Here is a 22,120-nt window from a genome sequence, read left to right as displayed (position 1 = left end):
GTTCTGAAGCAACGAACTGTCGAGTCCCCTGTGGGGATTCCGGGTCGTACATCTTCATAGAGTTTCGGTGGTCATAGCGTTAGGGAAACGCCCGGTTACATTCCGAACCCGGAAGCTAAGCCTTTCAGCGCCGATGGTACTGCAGGGGGGACCCTGTGGGAGAGTAGGACGCCGCCGAACAATCATTGTGGGAAAGCCCCGCACCGTTATGGTGCGGGGCTTTTCTGCGTTCAGGACCCATTGCTTGCTCAAGCGCCCCGGCCCGGTCAGTATCGGCAGATGGATCAGATCGACTATGTCATCCGTGCGGTGGGCGCCGAGGAGTGGGCGAAGGCCAGGGAGATCCGGCTCGCCGCTCTGCAGGACCCGGTCGCGCCCCTCGCATTTCTGGAGACGTACGAGCAGGCCCTGGAGCGGCCGGACGGCTTCTGGCAGGACCGAACCTCCGCGGCGGCGGAGGGGGTTGTCGCGCGCCAGTTCATCGCTGAGCTGGCGGACGGGCGGTGGGGCGGCACACTCACCGTCCTCGTCGAGCGGCCGGCCGGAGAGGTGCGGTTCGGGGAGGCGGCAAAGACCGACCAGACGCATGTGGTCGGGGTGTTCGTACGGCCCGAGGTGCGTGGTGCGGGGCTTGCGGAGGCGCTGTTCGAGGCGGCTCTGGAGTGGTCCTGGTCGCTGGCGGGGCCGCCTGTGGAGCGGGTGCGGCTGTATGTGGACGAGCGCAATGCGCGTGCCGAGGCGTTCTACCGGCGCATCGGGTTTGTGGCGAGCGGGGACTCCGTACCCGTGCCGGGGGATTCCACGGCACGGGACGTGGAGCTCGAGGTCAAGCGTCAGCTCCCGCGGCCGGCTGCTCGGCTTACTGGGTGAGCGGCTCGGGCCAGCGGGCGCGCGCCTGTTCGGCGGAACGGAGCAGGACCAGGGTCGGCAGTCCCTGGTCCTGACCGGTTGCCAGCAGCTCCGGAAGGCTGGGAAGGGGAGCCACGGCCGCGACGTCGTCCAGGACGAGCGTCATTGGTGGGTCGAGCCGGCCGTCGGATGACCGTGCGGCCATGCGGCGGCCGTGCTCGACCACGTCTGAGGCGAGTGCGGTGAGCAGAGGCATTGCGCCGGGGTGGGTTCTGGGGTCCTCGATCGGTTCACCCACCACATAAAGGGTTCCCCCTTCGTTTATGAATGATTCCAAGGTGAGGGAATCGGTTCGGTTCGGGGTGCAAGCCTCACGGATGTGGATCGAGGAGAGCACGGAGAGGGCGCGCACCACCAACTGCTGGGCGATCTCCCGGCGTTCGGGATGCCCGGTGAGCGTGGACTCGAGCAGCCCGGCGAGTCCGGCGGTGGCCTTGGGATGCGTACGGAGGATGCGTACGGCGTCGTGGGCGCCGCCGCCCTGTGCCCAGCGGTGGAGCTGCTTGAACGGGCGTCCGTCCACCGCGGCGGCATGCAGCCAGCAGCGCAGGAGTGTCTCCGCGGTGTCTGCCATGGCGGCGTCGAGGAGGGCGCGGGGCCTTATGGGCGCGAGGAGGGCGACGGCGCGGGCGGCGGCGGTGGCGGCGTCCTCGCAGTGCGCGGTGGGCGACCAGTGGAGGCGGGCGGGGGTGTCGCAGAGATGCCCGGGGTCGTAGACGAGAACAGGGCCGAGCTTGGCCCGCGCGCCCTTCGTCTCGGCCCACACGGTGGGATCGGAGGTGACGACGAGCGCCGGCCCTTCGGCGTCGAGGACGGCCTGAACGGTGACGGGCCGGCGGGTGGCGGGGTCGCCGTAGAGGATACGGGGGGTGCGGGGTGCGGGCAGGGCGGCGTGCGGGTCCCATCCGCCCGTGCCTTGCCCCATAAGGGGGTTGGCGCCTGCGGGCCGGGTGTGCGGGCTCGTGGCAGCGCCCCGGCTCGCCGGGGGATGGGCCGGGTGCGGGCTCGCCGCTGCGCCGTCGCCCGGGGCTGCGGCTGATGGGTGTCTGGACTCGCCGGGCTGGTACCCGGTTCCCGGGTACGCGTGCGCGTCCTGGCTTGCGGCTGCGGCGTACGAGCCTGTGGGAATGCCGGAGCCCTGGGCGTCGGCCCCTCCGCCCGCGCCTTGCTCCCTAGCGGGGTCGGGGCTTGTGGCCCCGGCGTACGGGCCTGTGGGCGCTCCCGGCGAGGGGGTGCCGGGGCCGGAGGCGGCGCGGGGGTCCCGGCCGCTCGCTCCCTGGCCGACATCCCGCGGCTGCCCGAGGCGGCCGTCAGCCGGCTTCGTCGGGTCCGGGCTTCCCGTGTGCGCGCCCGCGGTCGGGGAACTCGCGGTCGAGGAGCCCGCGGTCGAGGAACCCGCCGGGTCCCGGTCCTCCGTCTTCGCGGCGGGGGCGGTCCGGGGCGAGGGAGTGTCGGATACGCGGCCCGCGCGGCCCACGTGCCAGCGGGCGACCGTGCCGAGGACGAACACCGTCACCACCACCAGCACCATCAACTCGCCTATGGCCAGGCCCCAGAACAGCCCGTACCCCGACAGCTCCGCAGGCGGAGTGTCCGGCCATGCGGCCTGGAGGTCGTGCGGCTTGGACGCCAGCGCGCGTATGGCCAGCGGTGTACCGGCGTAGGTGACACCCGTCGGCCATGAGCCGTGCGTGATCACGCCCGCCAGCCCCGTGGCCGTCCAGACCAGCAGGCTCAGCCCGAGTAGAAAACCGAGCAGGCCCACCAGCAGGCCGTCGGGAATGCCGCGCTCGTCCCGCTCGTGAGCGTGCTGGTAGTGACGGCGGTCGCGCATGTCATGCCACCGTTGACTCGGAGGACTCGTCCAGCTGATGCTGTTCGATCAGGGCCGCGCGCTGCTCCGCCTCCCACTCCGCGGCGGCCACGTCCTCGGGCAGCGCAGGCCCCGAGGATTCCGTCATCGCCCGGTCCGTGAAGACCAGCGGTCTCTCCGCCTCCGTCACCAGGTGTTTGACCACCTGGACATTGCCGTTGACGTCCCAGACCGCGATTCCGGGAGTGAGCGTGGGAATGATTTCCACCGCCCATCGCGGCAGGCCGAGCACTCGGCCCGTAGCCCGTGCCTCGTCCGCCTTCTGCGCGTAGATCGTCCTCGTCGACGCCATCTTCAGGATCGCCGCCGCCTCCCGCGCCGCAGCCCCGTCGACCACGTCCGAGAGATGGTGGACGACGGCCACGAAGGACAGGCCCAGTCGGCGGCCGAACTTCAGCAGGCGCTGGAAGAGCTGGGCCACAAAGGGCGAGTTGATGATGTGCCACGCCTCCTCCACCAGGAAGATGCGTTTCTTTCGGTCCGGGCGGATCCAGGTGTGCTCCAGCCACACCCCCACGATCGCCATCAGGATCGGCATCGCGATCGAGTTCCGGTCGATGTGCGAGAGGTCGAAGACGATCAGCGGCGCGTCCAGATCGATCCCGACCGTCGTCGGCCCGTCGAACATGCCGCGCAGGTCACCGTCGACCAGTCGGTCCAGGACGAGGGCGACATCGAGGCCCCATGCCCGTACGTCGTCCAGGTCGACGTTCATCGACTCGGCGGACTCCGCCTCCGGGTGCCGCAGCTGGTCCACGATGTCGGTCAGAACCGGCTGCCGGTCGACGATCGCCTCGTTGACGTACGCGTGCGCCACCTTCAGCGCGAAGCCCGACCGCTCGTCGAGTCCGTGCCCCATGGCGACCTCGATGATCGTGCGGAGCAGAGCCAGCTGTCCCGTCGTCGTGATCGCGGGGTCGAGCGGATTGAGCCGTATGCCGCCGTCCAGCGCTGTCATCGGGTCCAGCCGGATGGGTGTGATGCCCAGTTCCTGGGCGACGAGGTTCCACTCGCCCACCCCGTCCTCGCCCTGGGCGTCCAGCACCACCACTTGGCGGTCGCGGAACCGCAACTGCCGTAGTACGTACGTCTTCTCGAGTGCCGACTTGCCGTTGCCGGACTCACCGAGCACCAGCCAGTGGGGGGCCGGGAGCTGCTGGCCGTACAGCTGGAAGGGGTCGTAGATATAGCCCTTGCCGCTGTACACCTCGCGGCCGATGATCACGCCCGAGTCGCCGAGGCCGGGCGCGGCGGTGGGGAGGTAGACGGCCTGCGCCTGCCCCGTCGACGTACGGACGGGCAGGCGGGTCGTCTCGACCTTCCCGAAGAGGAAGGCGGTGAAGGCATCCGTGAAGACGGACAGCGGATCTCGCATGGCGGACTGCCCTCTCGTTCAGCGTCGGATGCCGGTCGCGAACGGCAAGGTGTTCACAAAAGCCCGGTGGTGCTCACGATCGCACCACTCCAGCTTCAGATAGGACTTGCCGGCCGAGGCCCTGATCGTGCGCTTGTCCCGGGCCAGGGCTTCGGGCGAACGCGATGACACAGTGATGTACCCGACGAGGTTGACCCCTGCCGCACCGCTCGCCAGATCTTCACCCCGCTGGTCGAGCCGTCCGTGCGCGGCGATGTCGCGCGGGTCGACGGTCCGGTTCATCTTGGCGGCGCGGCTCGCGTCCGCCTCGTCGTTCGTCTTCTCGGTGAGCATCCGCTCGATGGCGACCTCGGTCGGCTCCAGGTCCATGCAGACCGCGACGGTACGGATCACATCGGGCGTGTGGACGAGCAGCGGCGCCAGGAAGTTGACGCCGACCGGCGTCATCGGCCACTCCTTCACCCAGGCGGTGGAGTGGCACCAGGGCGCGCGGGTGGACGACTCACGGGTCTTCGCCTGCAGATACGTCGGCTGCATCGCGTCCAGTTCGGCCGGCCAGGCGTTCCGTTTCGTCATCGCCTGGATGTGGTCGATGGGGTGGTCGGGGTCGTACATCGAGTGGACGAGGGAGGCAAGACGGCCCTGGCCGAGCGGCTGGCGGACCCGGATGTCCGCCTCGGCGAGGCGCGCACAGATGTCGGTGAGCTCGCGGGCCATGACGACGGCGAGGCCCGCGTCCTTGTCGAGCTTGCGGCCGGACTGCGGGCGGGCGGCACGGGCCATGGTGTGGGCCTCGGCGGCCAGTTCACGGGTGTAGTGCATGCAGGCGACGAGGTACGCGCGGTGCTGCTCGCTGGAGGTGGAGACCATCGACTGCAGCTGGTCGTAGGAGTCGCGCAGCCACATCGGCGTCTGCTGGTCGCCGCGCTGGGCAACGTCCTTGGCGTGTGCGTCGGGGTCGGCGGGGAGCGTACGGGCGAGCATCTGAAGGCGCGTGACAAAGCCGTCGCCGTTGGCCACATGCTTCAGCAGCGTGCCGAAGCGATCGACGAGCGCCTCCTGGTCCTCGCTGTCGCGCAGTCCGACGCCTGGGCCCTCGATCTCGATGGCGGCGGTGACGGTACGGCGGTCGGCATGCAGCAGTACGGCGATCTCGTCCGGGCCGAAGGGCGCGGCGAGCCAGTTGATCCTGCCGATGCCCGGGGGAGGGCCGACCTCGATCTCACGGCCGTCGAGACGGATACCGGCCTCGGTGGCGGAGGAGCGGTAGTGGGTGCCGCTGCGCAGGGTGCGCTTGTAACTGCGGTTGATCTCGAACCACTTGTAGAAGGTGCGGTGCCTGAACGGGACGTACACAGCGGCGAGAGCGAGGAGCGGGAAGCCCATCAGGAGCACGATCCGCAGGGACAGGACGGGGACCAGCAGCCCGCTCATCATGCCGAGGAACGCGCCGGCGATGATCAGCGCGATCTCGCCGGTCTCGCGGTTCTTGCCGACGATCGCGTTCGGCCGGGCACGGCCGATGAGATACGTACGGCGGGGCGTGATCGCTTGGGACTGGGTCGTCAACGCCCTCCACCTCCTGTGCTCTTGCGGTTGCTGTGCGGGGTGCTGGATCCGGGACTGCTGTTACGGGGCGGGGGCGCGGCGGATCCGCCGCCTGCGGTGCCCCCGCCGGAGGGGCGGCTGCTGTGCGCGGCGACGCCTCCGCTGATGGGGTTGGCGGGGCGTGGGGCGCTGCCGTGGTTGCTGTCGCCGCCGCCCTGGTTGCCGCGGCTGCTATGGGTCTTGATGCCCTGGGTAACAAGGTTGGCGGGCGAGCTGATGACGGCGGCTGCGGCGTTCTCGGCGCCGTTCTGCAGGCGGTTGTTGCGGGAGGCGACGATCTCGTCGCCGAAACCCGGGACGAAACGGTAGATCACCGCGGAGGCGAAGATGGCGAGCAGGATGATCGCGAGGCCGGAGACGACCGCGGAGAAGGAGTTGGGTCCGTTCTCGGCGGAGAGCGCGCCCGCGAGACCCAGGACGATCGCGATCACTGGCTTGACCATGATGATCGCGATCATGATTCCGGCCCAGCGGCGGACCCGTCCCCACATGTTCTTGTCGACGAGTCCGGAGTAGACGACGACGCCGAGGAGGGCGCCGACGTAGAGAAGGATCGCGCGGATGAACAGCTCGAGGAAGAGGACGCCGGCGGCGAGGATCGTGACGAGTGAGACGACGATCAGCATGATCGGCCCGCCGCCGATGTCGGTCCCCTTCTTCAGGGCACCGGAGAAGTTCCCGAAGAACTGGTCGGTCTGCCCGCTGGTGCCGCCTGCGATGACCTCGGTGACGCCGTCGGTCGCGGAGACAAGGGTGTAGAGGATCAGCGGGGTGAAGGCGGACGCGAGGACGGTGAGCCAGAGGAAGCCGACGGCTTCGGAGATAGCGGTGGTGAGGGGGACACCGCGGACGGCGCGCTTGGCGACGGCGAGGAGCCAGAGGACGAGGGTGAGGATGGTGGAAGCGGCGAAGACGATGGCGTACTGGGCGCGGAAGGCGGAGTTGGTGAAGTCGACGGTGGCGGTCGAATTCACCGCTTTGGAGAGCTGGTCGATGGTCCAGACGGCGGCGTCGGCGCAGCCGCGGGCGAGGGAGGAGAGGGGGTCGAGGGCGTTGGCGGGGTCGAGGGGGGTGGAGCGGGGGGCGCCGCCGGGGGCGCCGTTGTCGCAGTAGTCACGTGCGGGGCCGACGATGAGGTCGCAGTTGTCCTTGTTGGACGGCGTCGGCTTGGGCGTCGGCGCCGCGAAGGCTCTCGATGCCGTGAGCACCGCTGTTGTCTGCACGGTTGTAAAAGCGGCTGTGAGCTTGAGCGCGTGGCGTCGGCTATCGGGCATACGTGAACCCTCCGTACTGCTCGACTGCCTTGGCGATCTCGTCGGCGCTGGAGGCCGTACGGTCGGCGTTCACCGGTGCCGGGCCGTCCTTCTGGGAGAAGCTGTCGACCTTCCAGCCGCCGTCTGCCCACTGGAGCTTGAGAGTCATGGTGAACCAGTCATTGGTCACCGGGTTGGTGGAGCTGACTCCGGCCGTGCCGAAGACGCCGGTGCACCAGACCTCCACCGTGGCTGACGTGTCTGTGTACTGCGTGACCTTGGTCCCAACAGGTGCTGTGCGGGACACGTAGGTCAGCCCCTTGGCAGCGTTGCCATTCGCGTCGAGGCCGATCTTGTCGAGGAACTCTTGGTTGTACGCCTTGTCGAGTTTGGCTTCCAGCTCCCCGCCCTTCGCGGCGACGAAGAGCTGTCGCACGATTTCGCGCCGCCGGGCGGGCTTCAGGATGTCGGCGGACACGAGCGCAACCGCATAGTTCGCCGCCGCACTCTGCGCCCCCTGCTCATCCTTCGCGTACCCCGAAGGAATCCCCCCGTCCTTCTCCCTCACCGGTTTCACGCCCGTCGCCGCCGTCGGAGCCCCGGCCGCCCCCTTGCCTCCGCCCCCCGACGGGTCGTCCTCGCCCCCGGCGCCGCCCTGGTTCGCGAACGCGATAGCCGCGATCAGCAGCACCACCACGCCCACCACCGTGATGAGGGAGCGTGAGTTCCGCACGGGTCGGCGCGCGCCGCCGTATACGTCGGTGTCGCCGTTGCCCGGCAGGCGCGTACGCGTCTGGCCCGAGCCGCCGAAGCCCTCCTCCGTACGGCTGCCCGACTCGCCGCCGTAGCCGTGCTCGTCACCGAGGCTCATCTCGCGTACTTCCCCTCGCTCCACTGGGGAGACCCCATACCTCAACCGTTTGCAGTTCCGCGTAGTACGACGCGTATTCCGTCACGTAGTACGACGGTAGTCGTGCTGCTTCCCTTGCGGGCGTGGTGTGGTGACTCGACATCAGGGAAACGCAACCTCAAAGGGTGGGCCGGGCAAGCCCGGAGAGGACCGGCGGGGGGTCAGACAGCCATCCCGTACACGATGGTGAACAAGGTCCCCAGCGACCCGATGATGAAGACGCCGGTCAGACCGGCGACGATCAGGCCCTTGCCCTGTTCGGCGCTGAAGGTGTCGCGGAGTGCCGTCGCTCCGATGCGCTGTTTCGCCGCGCCCCAGATCGCGATGCCGAGGCAGAGGAGGATGGCCACGGCCATCACGACCTCGATCATCACTCTGGCCTCGTTACCCAGGCTCCCGAAAGGCCCCCAGTTCGGGGCGATTCCGCCGATGATGGTGGTGATGTCGCCCTTTTCGGCTGCCAGGATCATGTAACTCACCGCCCCTGTTGGGTTGTTCAGTACCCCTGCCGCTCGGCAGGGGTCGTCGCTCTATCTTCGCTGATGAAACCGCCCCCGTAAGCCGACTTGGCGGGTCTCTTTACCCGATCTCCGCACGTATGACCGGTCCAGCCGTCCTGACCTGCGGCGGCATGGACCGGAGAAGGCGCGAGGAGCGTGTACGGTCACTCTGTGTATCACGGAGCGTGACTCCGGGCAATAACTGTCGTTGTGCCCCCATCTGGGCGCTGCCGCCCTTCTCGCCCTGGCCGCGTTGCTCCCGTCCGACGTCGGCCCGCCACTGGACAGAAGCACCGTCTGACCCAACACCAGCCGTCCCAAGCCGAGTTGGATATCTTGGACCGTGTGACCGACAACGCGCACTTACTCGCAAGGATCGACACGACGCGCCCCCACACCGCCCGGATCTGGAACTACTGGACCGGCGGCAAGGACAACTACTCCGTCGACCGCGAAGCCGGGGACCAGATCCGCGCGCTCCATCCCGGAATCGGCGACTACGCCCTCGCGGACCGGCTGTTCCTGGGGCGGGCCGTGCATCATCTCGCCGCCGAGGTGGGGATCCGGCAGTTCCTCGACATCGGGACCGGGCTGCCCAGCGCCGACAACACCCACGAGGTGGCCCAGCGTGCCGCGCCCGAGGCGCGCGTCGTGTACGTGGACAACGATCCCCTGGTCCTCGCGCACGCCCGCGCCCTGCTCACCAGTACGCCCGAGGGCTGCACCGACTATCTCGACGCCGATCTGCGCGATGTCGACACGATCCTGGAGAGCGCCGCCCGGACGCTCGACCTCACCCGGCCCGTCGCGCTGATGCTGCTCGGTGTCGTGATCTTCATTGAGGACGACGAGGAGTCGTACGGCATCGTCCGCCGCCTCATGGACGCGCTGCCCGCCGGCAGTCATCTCGTTCTGTCCCACACCATCACCAGCCCGGCGATGCCGGATGTGGACGCCGCCGTCGCGTTCTGGAACGAGCACGGCACGCCCCGGCTCACCCAGCGCACCCCGCAGCAGCTCACCCGGTACTTCGACGGTCTCGAGATGGCGGAGCCCGGCGTGGTGTCGTGTTCCCGCTGGCGGCCCGAGGTGCCTGCCGAGGAGGTCGCCATGTTCGGCGGCGTGGGACGCAAACCCTAGGCTCGCGAGTGGAGACGGGCAGGAACGCGGCTTGGATGGGGGAGGGTTGAGAGCGTGCGAAAAGTCTGGATGGCCGGTGGAGTCGGGATCGGGCTGTGCCTGAGCTTCGTCGTGCTGCTCGTCGTCGGTACCTACTCCGCGGCCGCCGGGCTCATGGGCGGAAGCGGCGGGCGTGCGGTCGGCCTTGCCAAGGGTGCCGTGCCCGCGCTCTATCAGCCGCTCGTACAGAAGTGGGGCAACCTCTGCCCGGCCATCAACCCCGCTCTGCTCGCTGCCCAGCTCTACCAGGAGAGCGGCTGGAACCCCAAGGCGCAGAGCCCCGCCGCGGCCCAGGGCATCGCGCAGTTCATCCCCGGTACCTGGGCCGCGCACGGCGTCGACGGCGACAAGGACGGCGACCGCGACGTCTGGGATCCGGCCGACGCGATTCCGTCCGCTGCCTCGTACGACTGCGAACTGGCCGGATATGTAAAGAAAGCGCCCGGCAACGCGACCGACAACATGCTCGCCGCGTACAACGCCGGCGCCTACGCCGTCATCAAGTACCAAGGCGTACCGCCGTACCGCGAGACACAGAACTATGTGAAGGTCATCCGCACCCTGGAGAAGAGCTTCGCCAGGCCTGTCGGGCGGGTCCAGCCGTCGCGGCAGGCGGCCGCGGCGATCTACTTCGCGCAGAAGAGGCTCGGTACCGAGTATTTGTGGGGCGGCAACGGCACGCCCGAGCAGGGCGGACGCTTCGACTGTTCCGGGCTGACCCAGGCCGCGTACCGGACCGTCGGGATCGAGCTGCCGCGCGTCGCGAACGACCAGTACAACGCCGGCGAGCATCCGTCGCGGGACGAGCTGCTCCCCGGCGATCTGGTCTTCTTCTCCGACGACCTCACCAACTCGCGGGCGATCCGGCACGTCGGGCTCTATGTCGGCGGCGGGTACATGATCGACGCTCCGTACACCGGCGCCGTGATCCGCTTCGACAAGATCGACACTCCGGACTACTTCGGTGCGACCAGGGTCACCAAGGACGGCGCGAAGGCGCTGCCGACCTCGTTGCCGGAAGCCTGACGAGCCGTCGGGCGTGGCCGGAACCCTCCGCTGAGCCACGTCTCTGAGCTGCAACGATGTGTCACTCTTCGATAACGTCATGGTGATCGTTCGGTGGAGAGTGGAACGTATACGGGGAGCGGGGCGTTCCCTGGACTGGGACGGCGCACTGACCATGGAGCAGACACCGCACTGACCACGGGGGTTGGCAGATGCGGCGCACTCGGAGGTGCGTCGGCAGGCGACAAGGCAAGGGGCCGCAGCAGATGGCTGGACTCGCATCGGATGGGTCGAACCCCGATCTCAGCCTGCTCTACGACATCAACGGCCTGGCCAAGGACGCCCCGTCGTGGCTCGACGGCACCATGGAATTCATCGGCGAGTACGGAATCATGCTCGCGATGGTGCTGGTGGTGCTCTGGTGCTGGTGGAGCGTGCGCCGGCGCGGCACCACCGAGGACTCGGTCGCGGCGGTCGCCGGGCTCATCTGGGCGCCGCTCGCCGCCGGACTCGCGCTGCTGGTCAACATCCCCATCCGCGGATTCGTCGAACGGCCGCGGCCGTTCCTGGACCACCAGGGCATTGAAGGCCTGGTGGCCGGAAAGACCGACTACTCCTTCGTGAGCGACCACGCGACGATGGCGATGGCCCTCGGCGCCGGACTCTTCGTCGCGCACCGGAAGTTCGGGCTCGCCGCGATCGGTCTCGCGCTGGCCGAGGGCTTCTGCCGCGTTTACATGGGCGTGCACTACCCGACCGACGTCGTCGGTGGATTCGCGCTCGGGACGGCGGTGACGCTGCTGCTCGCGCCACTCGCGCTGGCGCTGCTGACACCGCTCATGTCGGCGGTCGCCGGGTCGGGGCGGGTGGCGTGGCTCGTACGGTCGAGGCGGGCGGCGGCGGGGTCGGCGGATCTGCCGGGGACGCTCGGCGTGCCGGAGCCGAGGACCGAGGGGTCCGGCGCCGGGGACAAGGACCTGGCGGCCTGACGCCCGGCTCGGCGTCCGCCCGTACGTACTACAGCGCCTGCGGGAAGTTGAAGACCCTGTCCGGGTCGTACTGCTTCTTCAGCCGGGTGAGGCGGTCCGCGGCAGGCCCGTAGTACGCCCGGCGCCAGTCGGTCAGCGTGGGATCGATGTAGTTCTGGTACGCGGCTCCCGACGCATAACGGCGCATCGACGCATGGGCATTTTTGAGCCAGGCCTGCTGGGCGGTGCCCGAGGTGCCGGCCTGCCAGGAGCCGATGTACTGCGCGAGCATCCGGGACCGCCGGTGGACGAACGACGTCGCCAGCGGGTCCACGCGGTTGACCGCTCCACCGAGCGCGGTGAGCGCGATGGAGCCGCCGCCCCCGCCCTGGCCGGGCTTGATCCGGGTGAACGCCTCGGTCGCGGAGATCAGTGCGCGCACTCCGGCCGGGGAGAGGTTGTGGTCGAAGAAGTCGGAGGCCGCGGTGTATGTCTCGCGCTGCAGCGCGCCCTGGGGCGTACGGCCCGGAGTGGTGCCCGGCAGATGGCACTGCGATTGGGTGATCGTCGTGCAGTTCGCGTAGCCGAGCATCGCCTCCCGATAGCTGCGGCGGCGCACCGAGACCGAGCGGGCGGGCGAGCCGGCCTTGTCGGCGAGGCGGTCGAGCGCGTTCTTGAGGTCGCCCTCGCTGCCGAGGGAGAACGCGGCTATGGAGAGGGTCGGCGTGCCGCCGGGCCCGGCGGCGAGATGCGCGGACGACCATATCTCGTCCGGCTGGTCCGGGCCCCACTGCTGCCAGGCGCTGAGGACGGCCGCGGCCTTCGCCCAGGGCCAGGTGAGATAGGCGGTGACGGTCGGCGGCGTGGGATGGGTACGGAAGTGGAGCCGGGTCACGACGCCGAAGTTGCCGTTGCCGGCGCCGCGCAGCGCCCAGAAGAGCTCCTTGTTCTCGGTGGCGCTCACGGTCAGCTGCTTGCCGTCGGCTGTGACGATGGTCGCCGCGGTGAGGCTGTCGCAGGTCAGACCGTACGCGCGTGAGGTGACGCCGTGACCGCCGCCGAGGGTGAGACCGGACACGCCGACGGAGGGGCACGAGCCCGCGGGGATGGTGCGGTTGTTCCGGGCGAGACCGGCGTAGACGTCGATGAGCTTGGCGCCGGCGCCGATGGAGCCGTCCTGTCCGACGCGGTTCAGCGAGGACACATCGATGACGAGGCGGCCGTTGCCTGAGGACCAGCCCGCATAGGAATGGCCGCCGTTCCGGATGGAGACGGGGACGCGGTGGGCTCTGGCGTAGGCCAGGCACTCCTTGACGTCGTCCTCGCCTGCGACATAGGCGACGGCGGCGGGCTTCAGTGAGTCGAAGCGGGTGTTGTAGAGCTGCCGGGCGGAGCGGTACGCGGCGTCACCGGGGCGTACGAGCTTCCCGTCGAGGCCGCGCGCGAGCGCGGTCCAGTCGGGCGCCGCGGCGGTGGTGATGGTGGTGGCGGACGCGGATCCGGCCGGTGAGCGGCCGGCGCCGGGCGTGCCGGCAGGAGCTGCCGTTGCGCCGCTGCCGTTCTTGCCTGTGCAGGCGGCAGCGGTGAGAACTACAGCAGTGGTGAGCAGTGCGCGCCGGTCCATGGGGCCTCCTGGGGAACGAGACGGTTCCTGGGGGCGGGGGGTTCCCGGGGGTGGGCGGCGGCTTTCCCTCTGCCGCAGGGGCAAAGGGCTGCGTCAGTGTTCCGTCGCAGGTGTCGATGTGTGCAACTCGGCATCCGTACGCGCCCGTTCGCGGGAACGTCGGGCAGGCCCGGCCCAACCGCAGGTGCAGCGGGCGGTGGCGAATGAGCCGCGTTCGGTGGTGGTGGCTCGGTGTGGCGAGGTGTCGCTGGTCGGGTCTTGCTGGGGCACCACTCCACGGTACTGGGGCCGCGTCGAGGACGGACCCCCGCGTGACGAGGGGCCAGGGCAGTCGTTATGCGGGACGGGTGGGGTCTCGTACAAGCAGCGGTCCCGTGTTGGGGGTTGGCAGGCGATGGTGGTGCAGCAGCACAGGCACAGGGGCGGGGCGTTCGCCGTCGCGGCCGTCGTACTGGGGGCGGTGGCGAGCAGCGGGTGTTCCGTCGGCGGCGGTGCCGCGGCCGACGACCTGCGGGGTGGCGGCAGAGTCGACGACGTACGGAAGGCCGCCGATGTACTGGCGGGGGCCGGCAGCTCCAAGGCCCGAACGTCCATGGAGATGGCGACCGGCGGGACCCGGGTGATCATCCGGGGCGAGGGCGGATATGACTTCAAGCGGCGGGCCGGTGAGCTGAGGGTCGTACTGCCCAAGGATCCAGCGGGCGCCGACGAGCACCGTCCGATCACCGAGCTGCTGACGCCCGGGGCGCTGTACATGAAGAACCGGGGCGCCGGCGTACCGGCCGACAAGTGGGTGCGGGTCGACACGACCACCCTCGAGGACGGCAACCTGGTCACCGGCGGCGCGACCGATCCGCTCGCCGCAGCCGAACTGCTGCGCGGCGCGCGGGACGTGACGTACGTCGGCGAGGAGGAGCTGGCCGGGACGAAGGTGCGTCACTACCGGGGCACCACGGACATCGCGCAGGCGGCGCGGGTGGCCGAACCCCATGCGCGGGCCTCACTGGCCGCCGCGGCGAAAGGGTTCGCCAAGGACATCGTGCCGTTCGACGTGTACCTCGACGAACAAGGCCGGCTTCGCAAGGTGCGCCACCGGTTCAGTTTCACCAATCAGGGCCGCCCGGTCGCCGTCGCGTCGACCACCCTGCTGTACGACTTCGGGACGCCGGTGGCTGTGCGTCTCCCCGACCAACGGGACATTTACGCCGGGAAGATCAGGGCCTAAATGGTCCGGACGTGCCATGCGCGGTCCGTGTATCACTCCCTACGCTAGGAAGTCGACACCGGCAGGAAGAGGTGAATGCACGTGGCTCCGCCCAGTACTGCGACGGTCCAGGACCACGTGGCCCTCGCGGAGATCGAGCTGTGTGGTGAGTTGATCATCGCGGCGTCGGCCGCGGACGAGGAGCGGCTCAGCCCGGACCGTATCGACGAGGTGCTGAAGGTGGTGGCCGAGCGGTCCGCGCTCTCAGGCCCCTCGCGGCAGGAGTGACCGGAAACACGGGGCGCGGCCGGGACGCGGTCGCTGCGCCCCGTGCATGTACTAGGTGCGCAGAAGGCGCGCGATCGCCTTCGTCGCCTCCTCGACCTTCGCGTCGATCTCCTCGCCGCCCTTCACCGCAGCGTCGGCGACGCAGTGCCGCAGATGCTCCTCCAGCAGCTGGAGCGCGAAGGACTGCAGAGCCTTGGTGGACGCGGAGACCTGGGTGAGTATGTCGATGCAGTAGACGTCCTCGTCGACCATCCGCTGCAGCCCGCGGATCTGGCCCTCGATCCGGCGCAGCCGCTTGAGGTGCTCGTCCTTCTGCTTGTGGTAGCCGTGCACACCGTGGTCATGGTCCGTGACCGGGGGGCCGGCCGCCTCGGTGGTCGTCATCGCGTCCTCCCGTTGTCCGTCTGTCCTTGTCGACTGCGCTTGTCCAGAAAGGGACTACATACCCCTCGTGGGTATATGGTAACGAATCGCGCGAGATCGGGGGCGGGGGCCCGTGATGACCACTGTGCCCGATGGGCGAGACTGAACAACGCCGGTTAGCTGTGGCCGGATGATGCGCCTACCATCAGCCTGACCAAATCCAAAGCACCCCGAGGACCCCACGTGCGATTTCGTCTGACCCCCAGGGAGACGAGCTTCTATGACATGTTTGCCGCGTCCGCGGACAACATCGTCACGGGCTCGAAGCTCCTGATGGAACTGCTCGGTGCGGATGCCTCCGCCCGGGCCGAGATCGCGGAGCGGATGCGGGCAGCGGAGCATGCGGGGGACGACGCCACCCACGCGATCTTCCACCAGCTGAACTCCTCGTTCATCACGCCGTTCGACCGCGAGGACATCTACAAACTCGCTTCGTCGCTCGACGACATCATGGACTTCATGGAGGAGGCCGTCGACCTGGTCGTGCTCTACCAGGTCGAGGAGCTGCCCAAGGGTGTCGAGCAGCAGATCGAGGTACTGGCGCGGGCCGCGGAGCTGACCGCCGAGGCGATGCCGCATCTGCGGACCATGGACAACCTCACCGAGTACTGGATCGAGGTCAACCGCCTCGAGAACCAGGCCGACCAGATTCACCGCAAGCTCCTTGCGACGCTCTTCAACGGTAAGTACGACGCCATCGAGGTGCTCAAGCTCAAGCAGATCGTGGATGTGCTGGAAGAGGCCGCCGACGCCTTCGAGCATGTCGCGAACACCGTGGAGACCATTGCGGTCAAGGAGTCCTGAACCTCGTGGACACCTTTGCGCTGATCGTGACCATTGGTGTCGCGCTCGGATTCACGTACACCAATGGCTTTCACGACTCGGCGAACGCGATCGCGACCTCGGTCTCCACGCGGGCGCTGACGCCGCGTGCGGCGCTGGCGATGGCCGCGGTGATGAACCTTGCCGGTGCGTTCCTCGGCCAGGGCGTCGCCAAGACCGTCAGCGAGGGGATCATCGAGACGCCCCAGGGCCCGCGCGGCATGGGCATTCTCTTCGCGGCGCTGCTCGGCGCGATCGTCTGGAACCTGGTCACCTGGTACTTCGGTCTGCCGTCGTCCTCTTCCCATGCGCTGTTCGGCGGCATGGTGGGCGCGGCGCTGGCCGGCGGGACCGAGGTCATCTGGAGCGGCGTGCTCGAGAAGATCGTCATCCCGATGCTTGTCTCGCCCTTCGTCGGTCTGGTCGTCGGCTATCTGGTGATGGTCGCGATCATGTGGATGTTCCGTAGGTCCAACCCGTCCAAGGCCAAGCGCGGTTTCCGGATAGCGCAGACGGTCTCGGCGGCCGGCATGGCGCTCGGTCATGGTCTGCAGGACGCGCAGAAGACGATGGGCATCGTGGTGATGGCGCTGGTCATCGCCGACGTTGAGGACCAGGGCGACGCGATCCCGGTCTGGGTGAAGATCGCCTGCGCGATGATGCTCTCGCTCGGTACGTACGCGGGCGGCTGGCGCATCATGCGGACGCTCGGCCGCAAGATCATCGAGCTGGACCCGCCGCAGGGCTTCGCGGCCGAGACGACCGGTGCGTCGATCATGTTCGGCTCGGCGTTCCTCTTCCAGGCGCCGATCTCGACCACGCATGTGATCACCTCGGCGATCATGGGTGTGGGTGCGACAAAGCGGGTCAACGCGGTCCGCTGGGGTGTTGCCAAGAACATCGTTCTGGGCTGGTTCATCACCATGCCGGCGGCGGCGGCGGTCGCTGCGTTGAGCTATGGCGTGGTCTACCTGATCTTCGGCTGACCCTCGCGGCGGTGCCGCCGTTCGCGCTGGAACGCAAGTGGGCCCGCCCCCTGGGAGAGGGGGCGGGCCCTTCGCCTTGCGGTGGCACCGCCATGCAGCACCGCGAGACGTGTTAGGGGGCCGCGGGGAGTTTCAGCGGTTTGCCCGCCCGTCCGCGACCGATACGCCGGAGGGCACAGCGGTCCGCCCACGAGCCCGCGACCGATACGCCGGAGGGTTCGGCGGTTCGCCCGCCTGTCCGCGACCGGTATGCCGGAGGAGTGCGGCGGTTCGCCCGCCTGTCCGCGACCGGTACGCCGGAGGGTTCGGCGGTTCGCCCACGTGCCTGTGGCCGGTATGCCGGAGGGTTCGGCGGTTCGCCGGTGGAAACCACCCACCAAGAGCAACCACCAACGCCCCCGGCCCACGATGACCACATGACCGGGTCCTAACCGAAGCGGCCGGAGATGTAGTCCTCCGTAGCCTGCACCGACGGGTTGGCGAAGATCCGCTCGGTCTCGTCTATCTCGATGAGCTTGCCGGGCTGGCCGACCGCCGACAGGTTGAAGAACGCCGTACGGTCCGAGACCCGCGCCGCCTGCTGCATGTTGTGCGTCACGATGACGATCGTGAAGCGCTCCTTCAGCTCGCCGATCAGGTCCTCGATCGCGAGGGTCGAGATCGGGTCGAGCGCCGAGCACGGCTCGTCCATCAGCAGCACATCCGGCTCGACCGCGATCGCGCGGGCGATGCACAGACGCTGCTGCTGGCCGCCGGAGAGACTGGAGCCGGGCTTGTTCAGGCGGTCCTTGACCTCGTTCCAGAGGTTGGCGCCCTTCAGGGACTTCTCGACGACGTCCGCCAGCTGGTTCTTCTTGTACGAACCGTTCAGGCGCAGGCCCGCCGCGACATTGTCGAAGATCGACATCGTCGGAAAGGGGTTCGGCCGCTGGAAGACCATGCCGACCGTGCGGCGCACGGCGACCGGGTCGACGCTCGAGCCGTACAGGTTCTCGTCGTCCAGCAGCACCTTGCCCTCGACGCGGCCACCGGGAGTGACCTCGTGCATCCGGTTCAGGGTGCGCAGGAAGGTGGACTTGCCGCAGCCGGACGGGCCGATGAAGGCCGTCACGGAGCGGGGCTCCACGGTCATCGAGATGTCCTCGATCGCCTTGTGGGAGCCGTAGAAGGCAGAGAGGCCGCTGACGTCGATGCGCTTGGCCATGTGAATCACTTCGCTTTCACGTGGTCGCGTCAGCGACCGGTCTTCGGGGCCTTCCAGCGGGCGATGCCCCGGGCCACCAGATTGAGGATCATGACGAAGGCGATCAGGACCAGGGCGGCGGCCCAGGCGCGGTCGTACGACGCCTCGCTGCCGACCCGGTACTGCTCCCAGACGTAGAAGGGGAGCGAGGACTGGGCGCCTTCGAACGGGTTCGTGTTGATCAGCTGGCTGCCGAAGACCAGCAGCATGATCGGGGCGGTCTCACCGGCGATACGTGCGATGGCGAGCATCACACCAGTGGTGATACCGCCGAGCGCGGTCGGGATAACCACCTTGAGGATCGTTCGGTACTTCGGTACGCCGAGGGCCAGCGAGGCCTCGCGCAGCTCGTTGGGTACGAGCTTGAGCATCTCCTCGGTGGAGCGGACCACGACCGGGATCATCAGGATCGACAGCGCCAGCGCGCCCATCAGGCCGGAGGGCTGCAGCTCGAGGATGAGCATGATCGAGAGGATGAACAGACCCGCGACGATCGACGGGATACCCGTCATGACGTCGACGAAGAAGGTGACGGCCTTGGCCAGCGCGCCCTTGCCGTACTCGACCAGGTAGACCGCGGTCAGCAGACCGATCGGCACCGAGATCGCGGTGGCGAGGCCGACCTGCTCCAGCGTGCCGATGATGGCGTGATAGACGCCGCCGCCCGCCTCGAAGCCGGGGACGCCGGCCATGGAGTGGCTGAGGAAGTAGCCGTTGAGCACCTTCACACCGCGGCTGATGGTCACCCAGATCAGCGAGAACAGCGGGATCACGGCGAGGATGAAGCACACCCACACGAGGCTGGTGGCGAGACGGTCCTTGGCCTGGCGCTTGTTCTCGACGGCCGTGGTCACCACGTACGAGATGCTCACGAAGAGCAGGGCCGAGATCAGGCCCCACTGAACGCGGCTCTCCCAGCCGGCCCCCATGCCGATGCCGACGCCGAGCGCGATGGAGACGACCGCGAATCCTGCGGGTGCCCAGCGGGGGAGCGACCGGCCGCTGAGGCTTCCCCTGCGGGAGGGCGGGGTCGGCGTGGGCCTGTCCTTGATGGCTGCCTGGCTCATGCGTTGGCCCCCGAGTACTCCTTGCGGCGCGCGATGATCAGGCGGGCCGCGCCGTTGACCAGCAGTGTGAGGATGAAGAGGACCAGACCGGAGGCGATCAGGGCGTCGCGCCCGAGCTCATTGGCCTCGTCGAACTTCGCTGCGATGTTCTGGGCGAAGGTTCCGCCGCCCGGATTGAGCAGATGGAAAGAGATCAGGAAGCTTGGAGAGAGGACCGTGGCGACGGCCATCGTCTCGCCGAGCGCGCGGCCCAGGCCCAGCATCGAGGCGGAGATCACGCCCGAGCGGCCGAAGGGGAGCACCGAGAGCCGGATGACTTCCCAGCGGGTGGCGCCGAGGGCGAGCGCGGCCTCTTCGTTCATACGCGGGACCTGCAGGAAGACCTCGCGGCTGACGCTGGTCACGATCGGCAGGATCATGATCGCCAGCAGCACGCCCACGGTGAACAGCGAGCGGGCGACGCCGACTTCGGTCTTCTCGAAGATGTACGTCCAGCCGAAGAACTCGTCCAGCCAGAGGTTGAGGCCCTCCATGTACGGGACGAGGAAGAGGGCGCCCCAGATTCCGTAGATGATCGACGGCACGGCGGCCAGCAGATCCACGACGTAGGCGAGGGGGGCGGCGAGGCGACGTGGCGCGTAGTGCGAGATGAACAGCGCGATGCCGACGGCGACCGGTACGGCGATCACCATCGCGATGATCGAGCTGACGACCGTGCCGAAGAGCAGGACCGCAATGCCGAATACCGGCGGGTTGCCCGCCGGGTTCCAGTCGAAGGTGGTGAGGAAGTTGCCCTCGTCCTTCGAGAGGGCAAGCGTCGCGCGGTAGGTGAGGAACGCGGCGATCGACGCCATGATCACCAGGAGCAGGATGCCCGAACCGCGGGACAGGCCGAGAAAGACCTTGTCGCCGACGCGGCCGGTGGACGTTCCGCGCCTCCTGTTGACCGGCGGAGCCGGCGTTGGGGGAGGGGAATCTATCGGTGTAGTGGAAGCCATGATCTTTCCGGTCTGTGGCGGGGAGCTGTGGGACTCCCCTGGCGGCGGTGCACCGGATGGGTGGCCGGCGGGAGCGCAGGGCCCCCGCCGGCCTGTTGCGTTACTTCAGACCCGCGACGGTCTCGCGGACCTTGGTGTTGATCTCGGCCGGGATCGGGGCGTAGCCGGCGCCGGAGAGGAGCTTCTGGCCCTCGTCGCCGGCGGTGTAGGTCAGGAAGGACTTGACCGTGCCCAGGGTGTCGGCCTTGTTGCCGGTGTCGCAGACGACCTCGTAGGTCACCAGGACGATCGGGTAGGCGCCGTCGGCCTTGGTGGTGTAGTCGAGACCGAGGGCCAGGTCCTTGCCGGTGCCCTTGATCTTGGCGGCGGCGATCGCCTTGGAGGCGTTCTCGGAGCTGGCCTCGACCGGGGCGGCAGCACCCGTGTTGATCTTGACGGTCGGGATGGACTGCGAGGTCGCGTACGAGAGCTCGAAGTAGCCGATCGAGCCCTCGGCCTGCTTGACCTGCGCGGCGACACCGGCGGAGCCGGAGGCGGCCTGGCCGCCCGGGGCCGGCCACTTCTTCTCGGCCTCGTAGGGCCAGTCGGCCTTGGCGGTGGCGCCGAGGTACTTGCCGAGGTTCGCCGTGGTGCCGGAGTCCTCGGAGCGGTGGAAGGCCTGGATCGCCTTGTCCGGGAGCTTGGCACCCTTGTTCAGGGCGGCGATCGCCGGGTCGTTCCAGTTCTTGATCTTGCCGTTGAAGATCTTGGCGATCGTCGAGGCGTCCAGGGTCAGGTTGTCGACGCCCGGCACGTTGTAGCCGATGGCGATCGGGCCGCCGACCATGGGCAGGTTGATGCCCTGGCCGCCCTTGCAGATCTTCTTGGACTCGGTGACCTCTTCGGGCTTGAGCGCCGAGTCGGAGCCGGCGAAGCCGACGGTGCCCTGGTTGAAGGCGATGATGCCCTCACCGGACGAGGAGGCCTTGTAGTTGATCTCCACGCCCTTGCAGCCGGCCATGTAGTTCTTGACCCACAGGTCCATGGCGTTCTTCTGCGCGCTGGAACCGGAAGCCAGGAGCTTGCCCTTGGCGCCGTCGCACTTGATGTTCGACGCCGCGTTGGTCTGCTCGCCCGTGCCGCCGGTGCCGCCTGCGTTGTCGTCCGAGCCACACGCCGTGAGAACCAGGGCGCCGGTCACGGCGATGGCACCGAGCGCGGTGGCGCGAAGCCCGTTCTTGCGCTGAAGCTTCACTTCGGGTGTTTCCTTCCAGGAGCCGCCGGACGCTGACCGGGTGTCTTTGGCGTTCATGGCGGCGTGGTTCGGGGTGGGGGGCCAGCCTGTGCCGGTCACCGTGTAGGGCCGAAATTAGGCAGATCAGGTGAAGCGGCCAACGGGAGAGAGTGAACGGGAGGTGAACCGTGTCGGGCGGCCTGGTGCCTGTCGCCGTGTCGCCACTCGGCGTGCCGGTTCATGCGGTTCACGCCGAGTGGAGGGCCGCGAGCAGCGCGTCCAGGAGCGTGCGGTCGCGCGGCTGGGTGAGGCGGTTGCGGGCTGCTGTCGGGGAGAGCCAGAGGATGCGGTCGACCTCCTCGTTCGGGGTGAAGGTTCCCGTGGTCGCCTCGGCGGCCCAGTAGCTGACCTGCTTGGGGCGTCCGTTCGCAATGTAGTGCGCGGTGGGGAGGCGGGCACCGGGGACGCACTGGTGGCCGGTCTCCTCGAGTACTTCGCGCAGCGCGCCGAAAAGGGCGTCCTCGCCGCGCTTCAGCTTGCCCTTCGGGTGCGACCAGTCGTCGTACTTGGGACGGTGTACGAGGCAGATCTCGATACCGTCGTCCCCGTACGGGGAGCGGCGCCACAGCACACAGCCGGCGGCCGGCACGACGTCGTCCCCCAGGCGATTCA

21 protein-coding genes and 1 rRNA gene are annotated in these 22,120 nt (G+C 68.6%); 9 read left to right on the top strand and 13 right to left on the bottom strand.

The window, feature by feature from the left end; translation table 11 throughout:
- Nucleotides 1-63 precede the first annotated feature (63 nt).
- A 5S ribosomal RNA gene (gene rrf, locus OG735_RS19885) occupies nt 64-180 on the top strand.
- A 108-nt stretch (nt 181-288) separates the two neighbouring features.
- A complete protein-coding gene (locus tag OG735_RS19880) occupies nt 289-870 on the top strand; it encodes a GNAT family N-acetyltransferase (RefSeq protein WP_327328384.1) in 582 nt (193 codons plus the stop codon).
- On the opposite strand, the gene OG735_RS19875 is transcribed toward OG735_RS19880, so the two are convergent.
- From OG735_RS19875 to OG735_RS19850, 6 genes are all read right to left on the bottom strand, one after another.
- A complete protein-coding gene (locus OG735_RS19875; protein ID WP_327324538.1) occupies nt 860-2,743 on the bottom strand; it encodes a type VI secretion protein in 1,884 nt (627 codons plus the stop codon). The genes OG735_RS19880 and OG735_RS19875 overlap by 11 nt on opposite strands.
- A gap of 1 nt (nt 2,744) precedes the next feature.
- Entirely contained in the window at nt 2,745-4,157 is a 1,413-nt protein-coding gene (locus OG735_RS19870; RefSeq protein WP_327324537.1) for an ATP-binding protein, read from the bottom strand.
- An 18-nt stretch (nt 4,158-4,175) separates the two neighbouring features.
- Nucleotides 4,176-5,726 carry an SCO6880 family protein gene (locus OG735_RS19865; RefSeq protein WP_327324536.1) on the bottom strand — a complete coding sequence of 517 codons (1,551 nt, stop codon included), beginning with the start codon at nt 5,724-5,726 and terminating at the stop codon, nt 4,176-4,178.
- Nucleotides 5,723-7,039, bottom strand: a complete 1,317-nt coding sequence (locus tag OG735_RS19860) for a hypothetical protein (protein WP_327324535.1) — start codon at nt 7,037-7,039, stop codon at nt 5,723-5,725. Before OG735_RS19860 ends, OG735_RS19865 begins: the two co-directional genes overlap by 4 nt.
- On the bottom strand, nt 7,029-7,889 hold the full coding sequence (locus tag OG735_RS19855) for a hypothetical protein (RefSeq protein ID WP_327328383.1): 861 nt from the start codon (nt 7,887-7,889) through the stop codon (nt 7,029-7,031). Before OG735_RS19855 ends, OG735_RS19860 begins: the two co-directional genes overlap by 11 nt.
- Nucleotides 7,890-8,089: 200 nt before the next feature.
- Nucleotides 8,090-8,398, bottom strand: coding sequence for a hypothetical protein (locus OG735_RS19850; protein ID WP_142217964.1), 309 nt, complete (start codon nt 8,396-8,398; stop codon nt 8,090-8,092).
- Nucleotides 8,399-8,764: 366 nt separating this feature from the next.
- Between OG735_RS19850 and OG735_RS19845 the strand changes: the two genes are divergently transcribed.
- From OG735_RS19845 to OG735_RS19835, 3 genes are all read left to right on the top strand, one after another.
- Nucleotides 8,765-9,568: an SAM-dependent methyltransferase gene (locus OG735_RS19845; protein WP_442812457.1), complete on the top strand. Its 804-nt coding sequence runs from the start codon at nt 8,765-8,767 to the stop codon at nt 9,566-9,568.
- 69 nt (nt 9,569-9,637) lie between these two features.
- A complete protein-coding gene (locus OG735_RS19840) occupies nt 9,638-10,633 on the top strand; it encodes a C40 family peptidase (protein WP_327328382.1) in 996 nt (331 codons plus the stop codon).
- Nucleotides 10,634-10,878: 245 nt separating this feature from the next.
- Complete coding sequence (locus OG735_RS19835; protein ID WP_327324533.1) at nt 10,879-11,601, top strand: phosphatase PAP2 family protein; 723 nt, start codon at nt 10,879-10,881, stop codon at nt 11,599-11,601.
- A 28-nt stretch (nt 11,602-11,629) separates the two neighbouring features.
- On the opposite strand, the gene OG735_RS19830 is transcribed toward OG735_RS19835, so the two are convergent.
- Nucleotides 11,630-13,204: an FAD-binding oxidoreductase gene (locus OG735_RS19830; RefSeq protein ID WP_327324532.1), complete on the bottom strand. Its 1,575-nt coding sequence runs from the start codon at nt 13,202-13,204 to the stop codon at nt 11,630-11,632.
- 394 nt (nt 13,205-13,598) lie between these two features.
- On the opposite strand from OG735_RS19830, the gene OG735_RS19825 reads away from it, so the two are divergent.
- Both OG735_RS19825 and OG735_RS19820 read left to right on the top strand, forming a co-directional pair.
- Entirely contained in the window at nt 13,599-14,429 is an 831-nt protein-coding gene (locus tag OG735_RS19825; protein ID WP_327324531.1) for a hypothetical protein, read from the top strand.
- A 75-nt stretch (nt 14,430-14,504) separates the two neighbouring features.
- A complete protein-coding gene (locus OG735_RS19820) occupies nt 14,505-14,696 on the top strand; it encodes a hypothetical protein (RefSeq protein WP_327324530.1) in 192 nt (63 codons plus the stop codon).
- A 51-nt stretch (nt 14,697-14,747) separates the two neighbouring features.
- Here OG735_RS19820 and OG735_RS19815 read toward each other — a convergent pair whose 3' ends face one another.
- A complete protein-coding gene (locus OG735_RS19815; RefSeq protein WP_251017580.1) occupies nt 14,748-15,080 on the bottom strand; it encodes a metal-sensitive transcriptional regulator in 333 nt (110 codons plus the stop codon).
- 222 nt (nt 15,081-15,302) lie between these two features.
- On the opposite strand from OG735_RS19815, the gene OG735_RS19810 reads away from it, so the two are divergent.
- Together OG735_RS19810 and OG735_RS19805 are read left to right on the top strand one after the other, a co-directional pair.
- A complete protein-coding gene (locus tag OG735_RS19810) occupies nt 15,303-15,923 on the top strand; it encodes a DUF47 domain-containing protein (protein ID WP_327324529.1) in 621 nt (206 codons plus the stop codon).
- 5 nt (nt 15,924-15,928) lie between these two features.
- Nucleotides 15,929-16,927, top strand: coding sequence for an inorganic phosphate transporter (locus OG735_RS19805; protein ID WP_327324528.1), 999 nt, complete (start codon nt 15,929-15,931; stop codon nt 16,925-16,927).
- A gap of 427 nt (nt 16,928-17,354) precedes the next feature.
- Here OG735_RS19805 and pstB read toward each other — a convergent pair whose 3' ends face one another.
- The 5 genes from pstB to OG735_RS19780 form a co-directional block, all read right to left on the bottom strand.
- Nucleotides 17,355-18,131, bottom strand: a complete 777-nt coding sequence (gene pstB, locus OG735_RS19800; RefSeq protein WP_327324526.1) for a phosphate ABC transporter ATP-binding protein PstB — start codon at nt 18,129-18,131, stop codon at nt 17,355-17,357.
- A 29-nt stretch (nt 18,132-18,160) separates the two neighbouring features.
- Nucleotides 18,161-19,237, bottom strand: coding sequence for a phosphate ABC transporter permease PstA (pstA, locus tag OG735_RS19795; protein ID WP_327324525.1), 1,077 nt, complete (start codon nt 19,235-19,237; stop codon nt 18,161-18,163).
- A complete protein-coding gene (gene pstC / locus OG735_RS19790) occupies nt 19,234-20,235 on the bottom strand; it encodes a phosphate ABC transporter permease subunit PstC (protein WP_327324524.1) in 1,002 nt (333 codons plus the stop codon). The genes pstA and pstC overlap by 4 nt, the downstream gene beginning before the upstream one ends.
- Before the next feature lie 100 nt (nt 20,236-20,335).
- On the bottom strand, nt 20,336-21,469 hold the full coding sequence (pstS, locus tag OG735_RS19785; protein ID WP_327328381.1) for a phosphate ABC transporter substrate-binding protein PstS: 1,134 nt from the start codon (nt 21,467-21,469) through the stop codon (nt 20,336-20,338).
- A gap of 226 nt (nt 21,470-21,695) precedes the next feature.
- The gene (locus OG735_RS19780) at nt 21,696-22,112 is read right to left on the bottom strand and encodes an NUDIX hydrolase (protein WP_327328380.1); all 417 of its coding nucleotides are present in this window, start codon (nt 22,110-22,112) and stop codon (nt 21,696-21,698) included.
- Nucleotides 22,113-22,120 lie beyond the last annotated feature (8 nt).

This window comes from Streptomyces sp. NBC_01210 (assembly GCF_036010325.1).
In the GTDB taxonomy this organism is placed as follows: Bacteria; Actinomycetota; Actinomycetes; order Streptomycetales; family Streptomycetaceae; genus Streptomyces.
The sequence above is the reverse complement of the archived record's forward strand: the minus strand, read 5'-3'. Positions and strand labels throughout refer to the sequence as shown.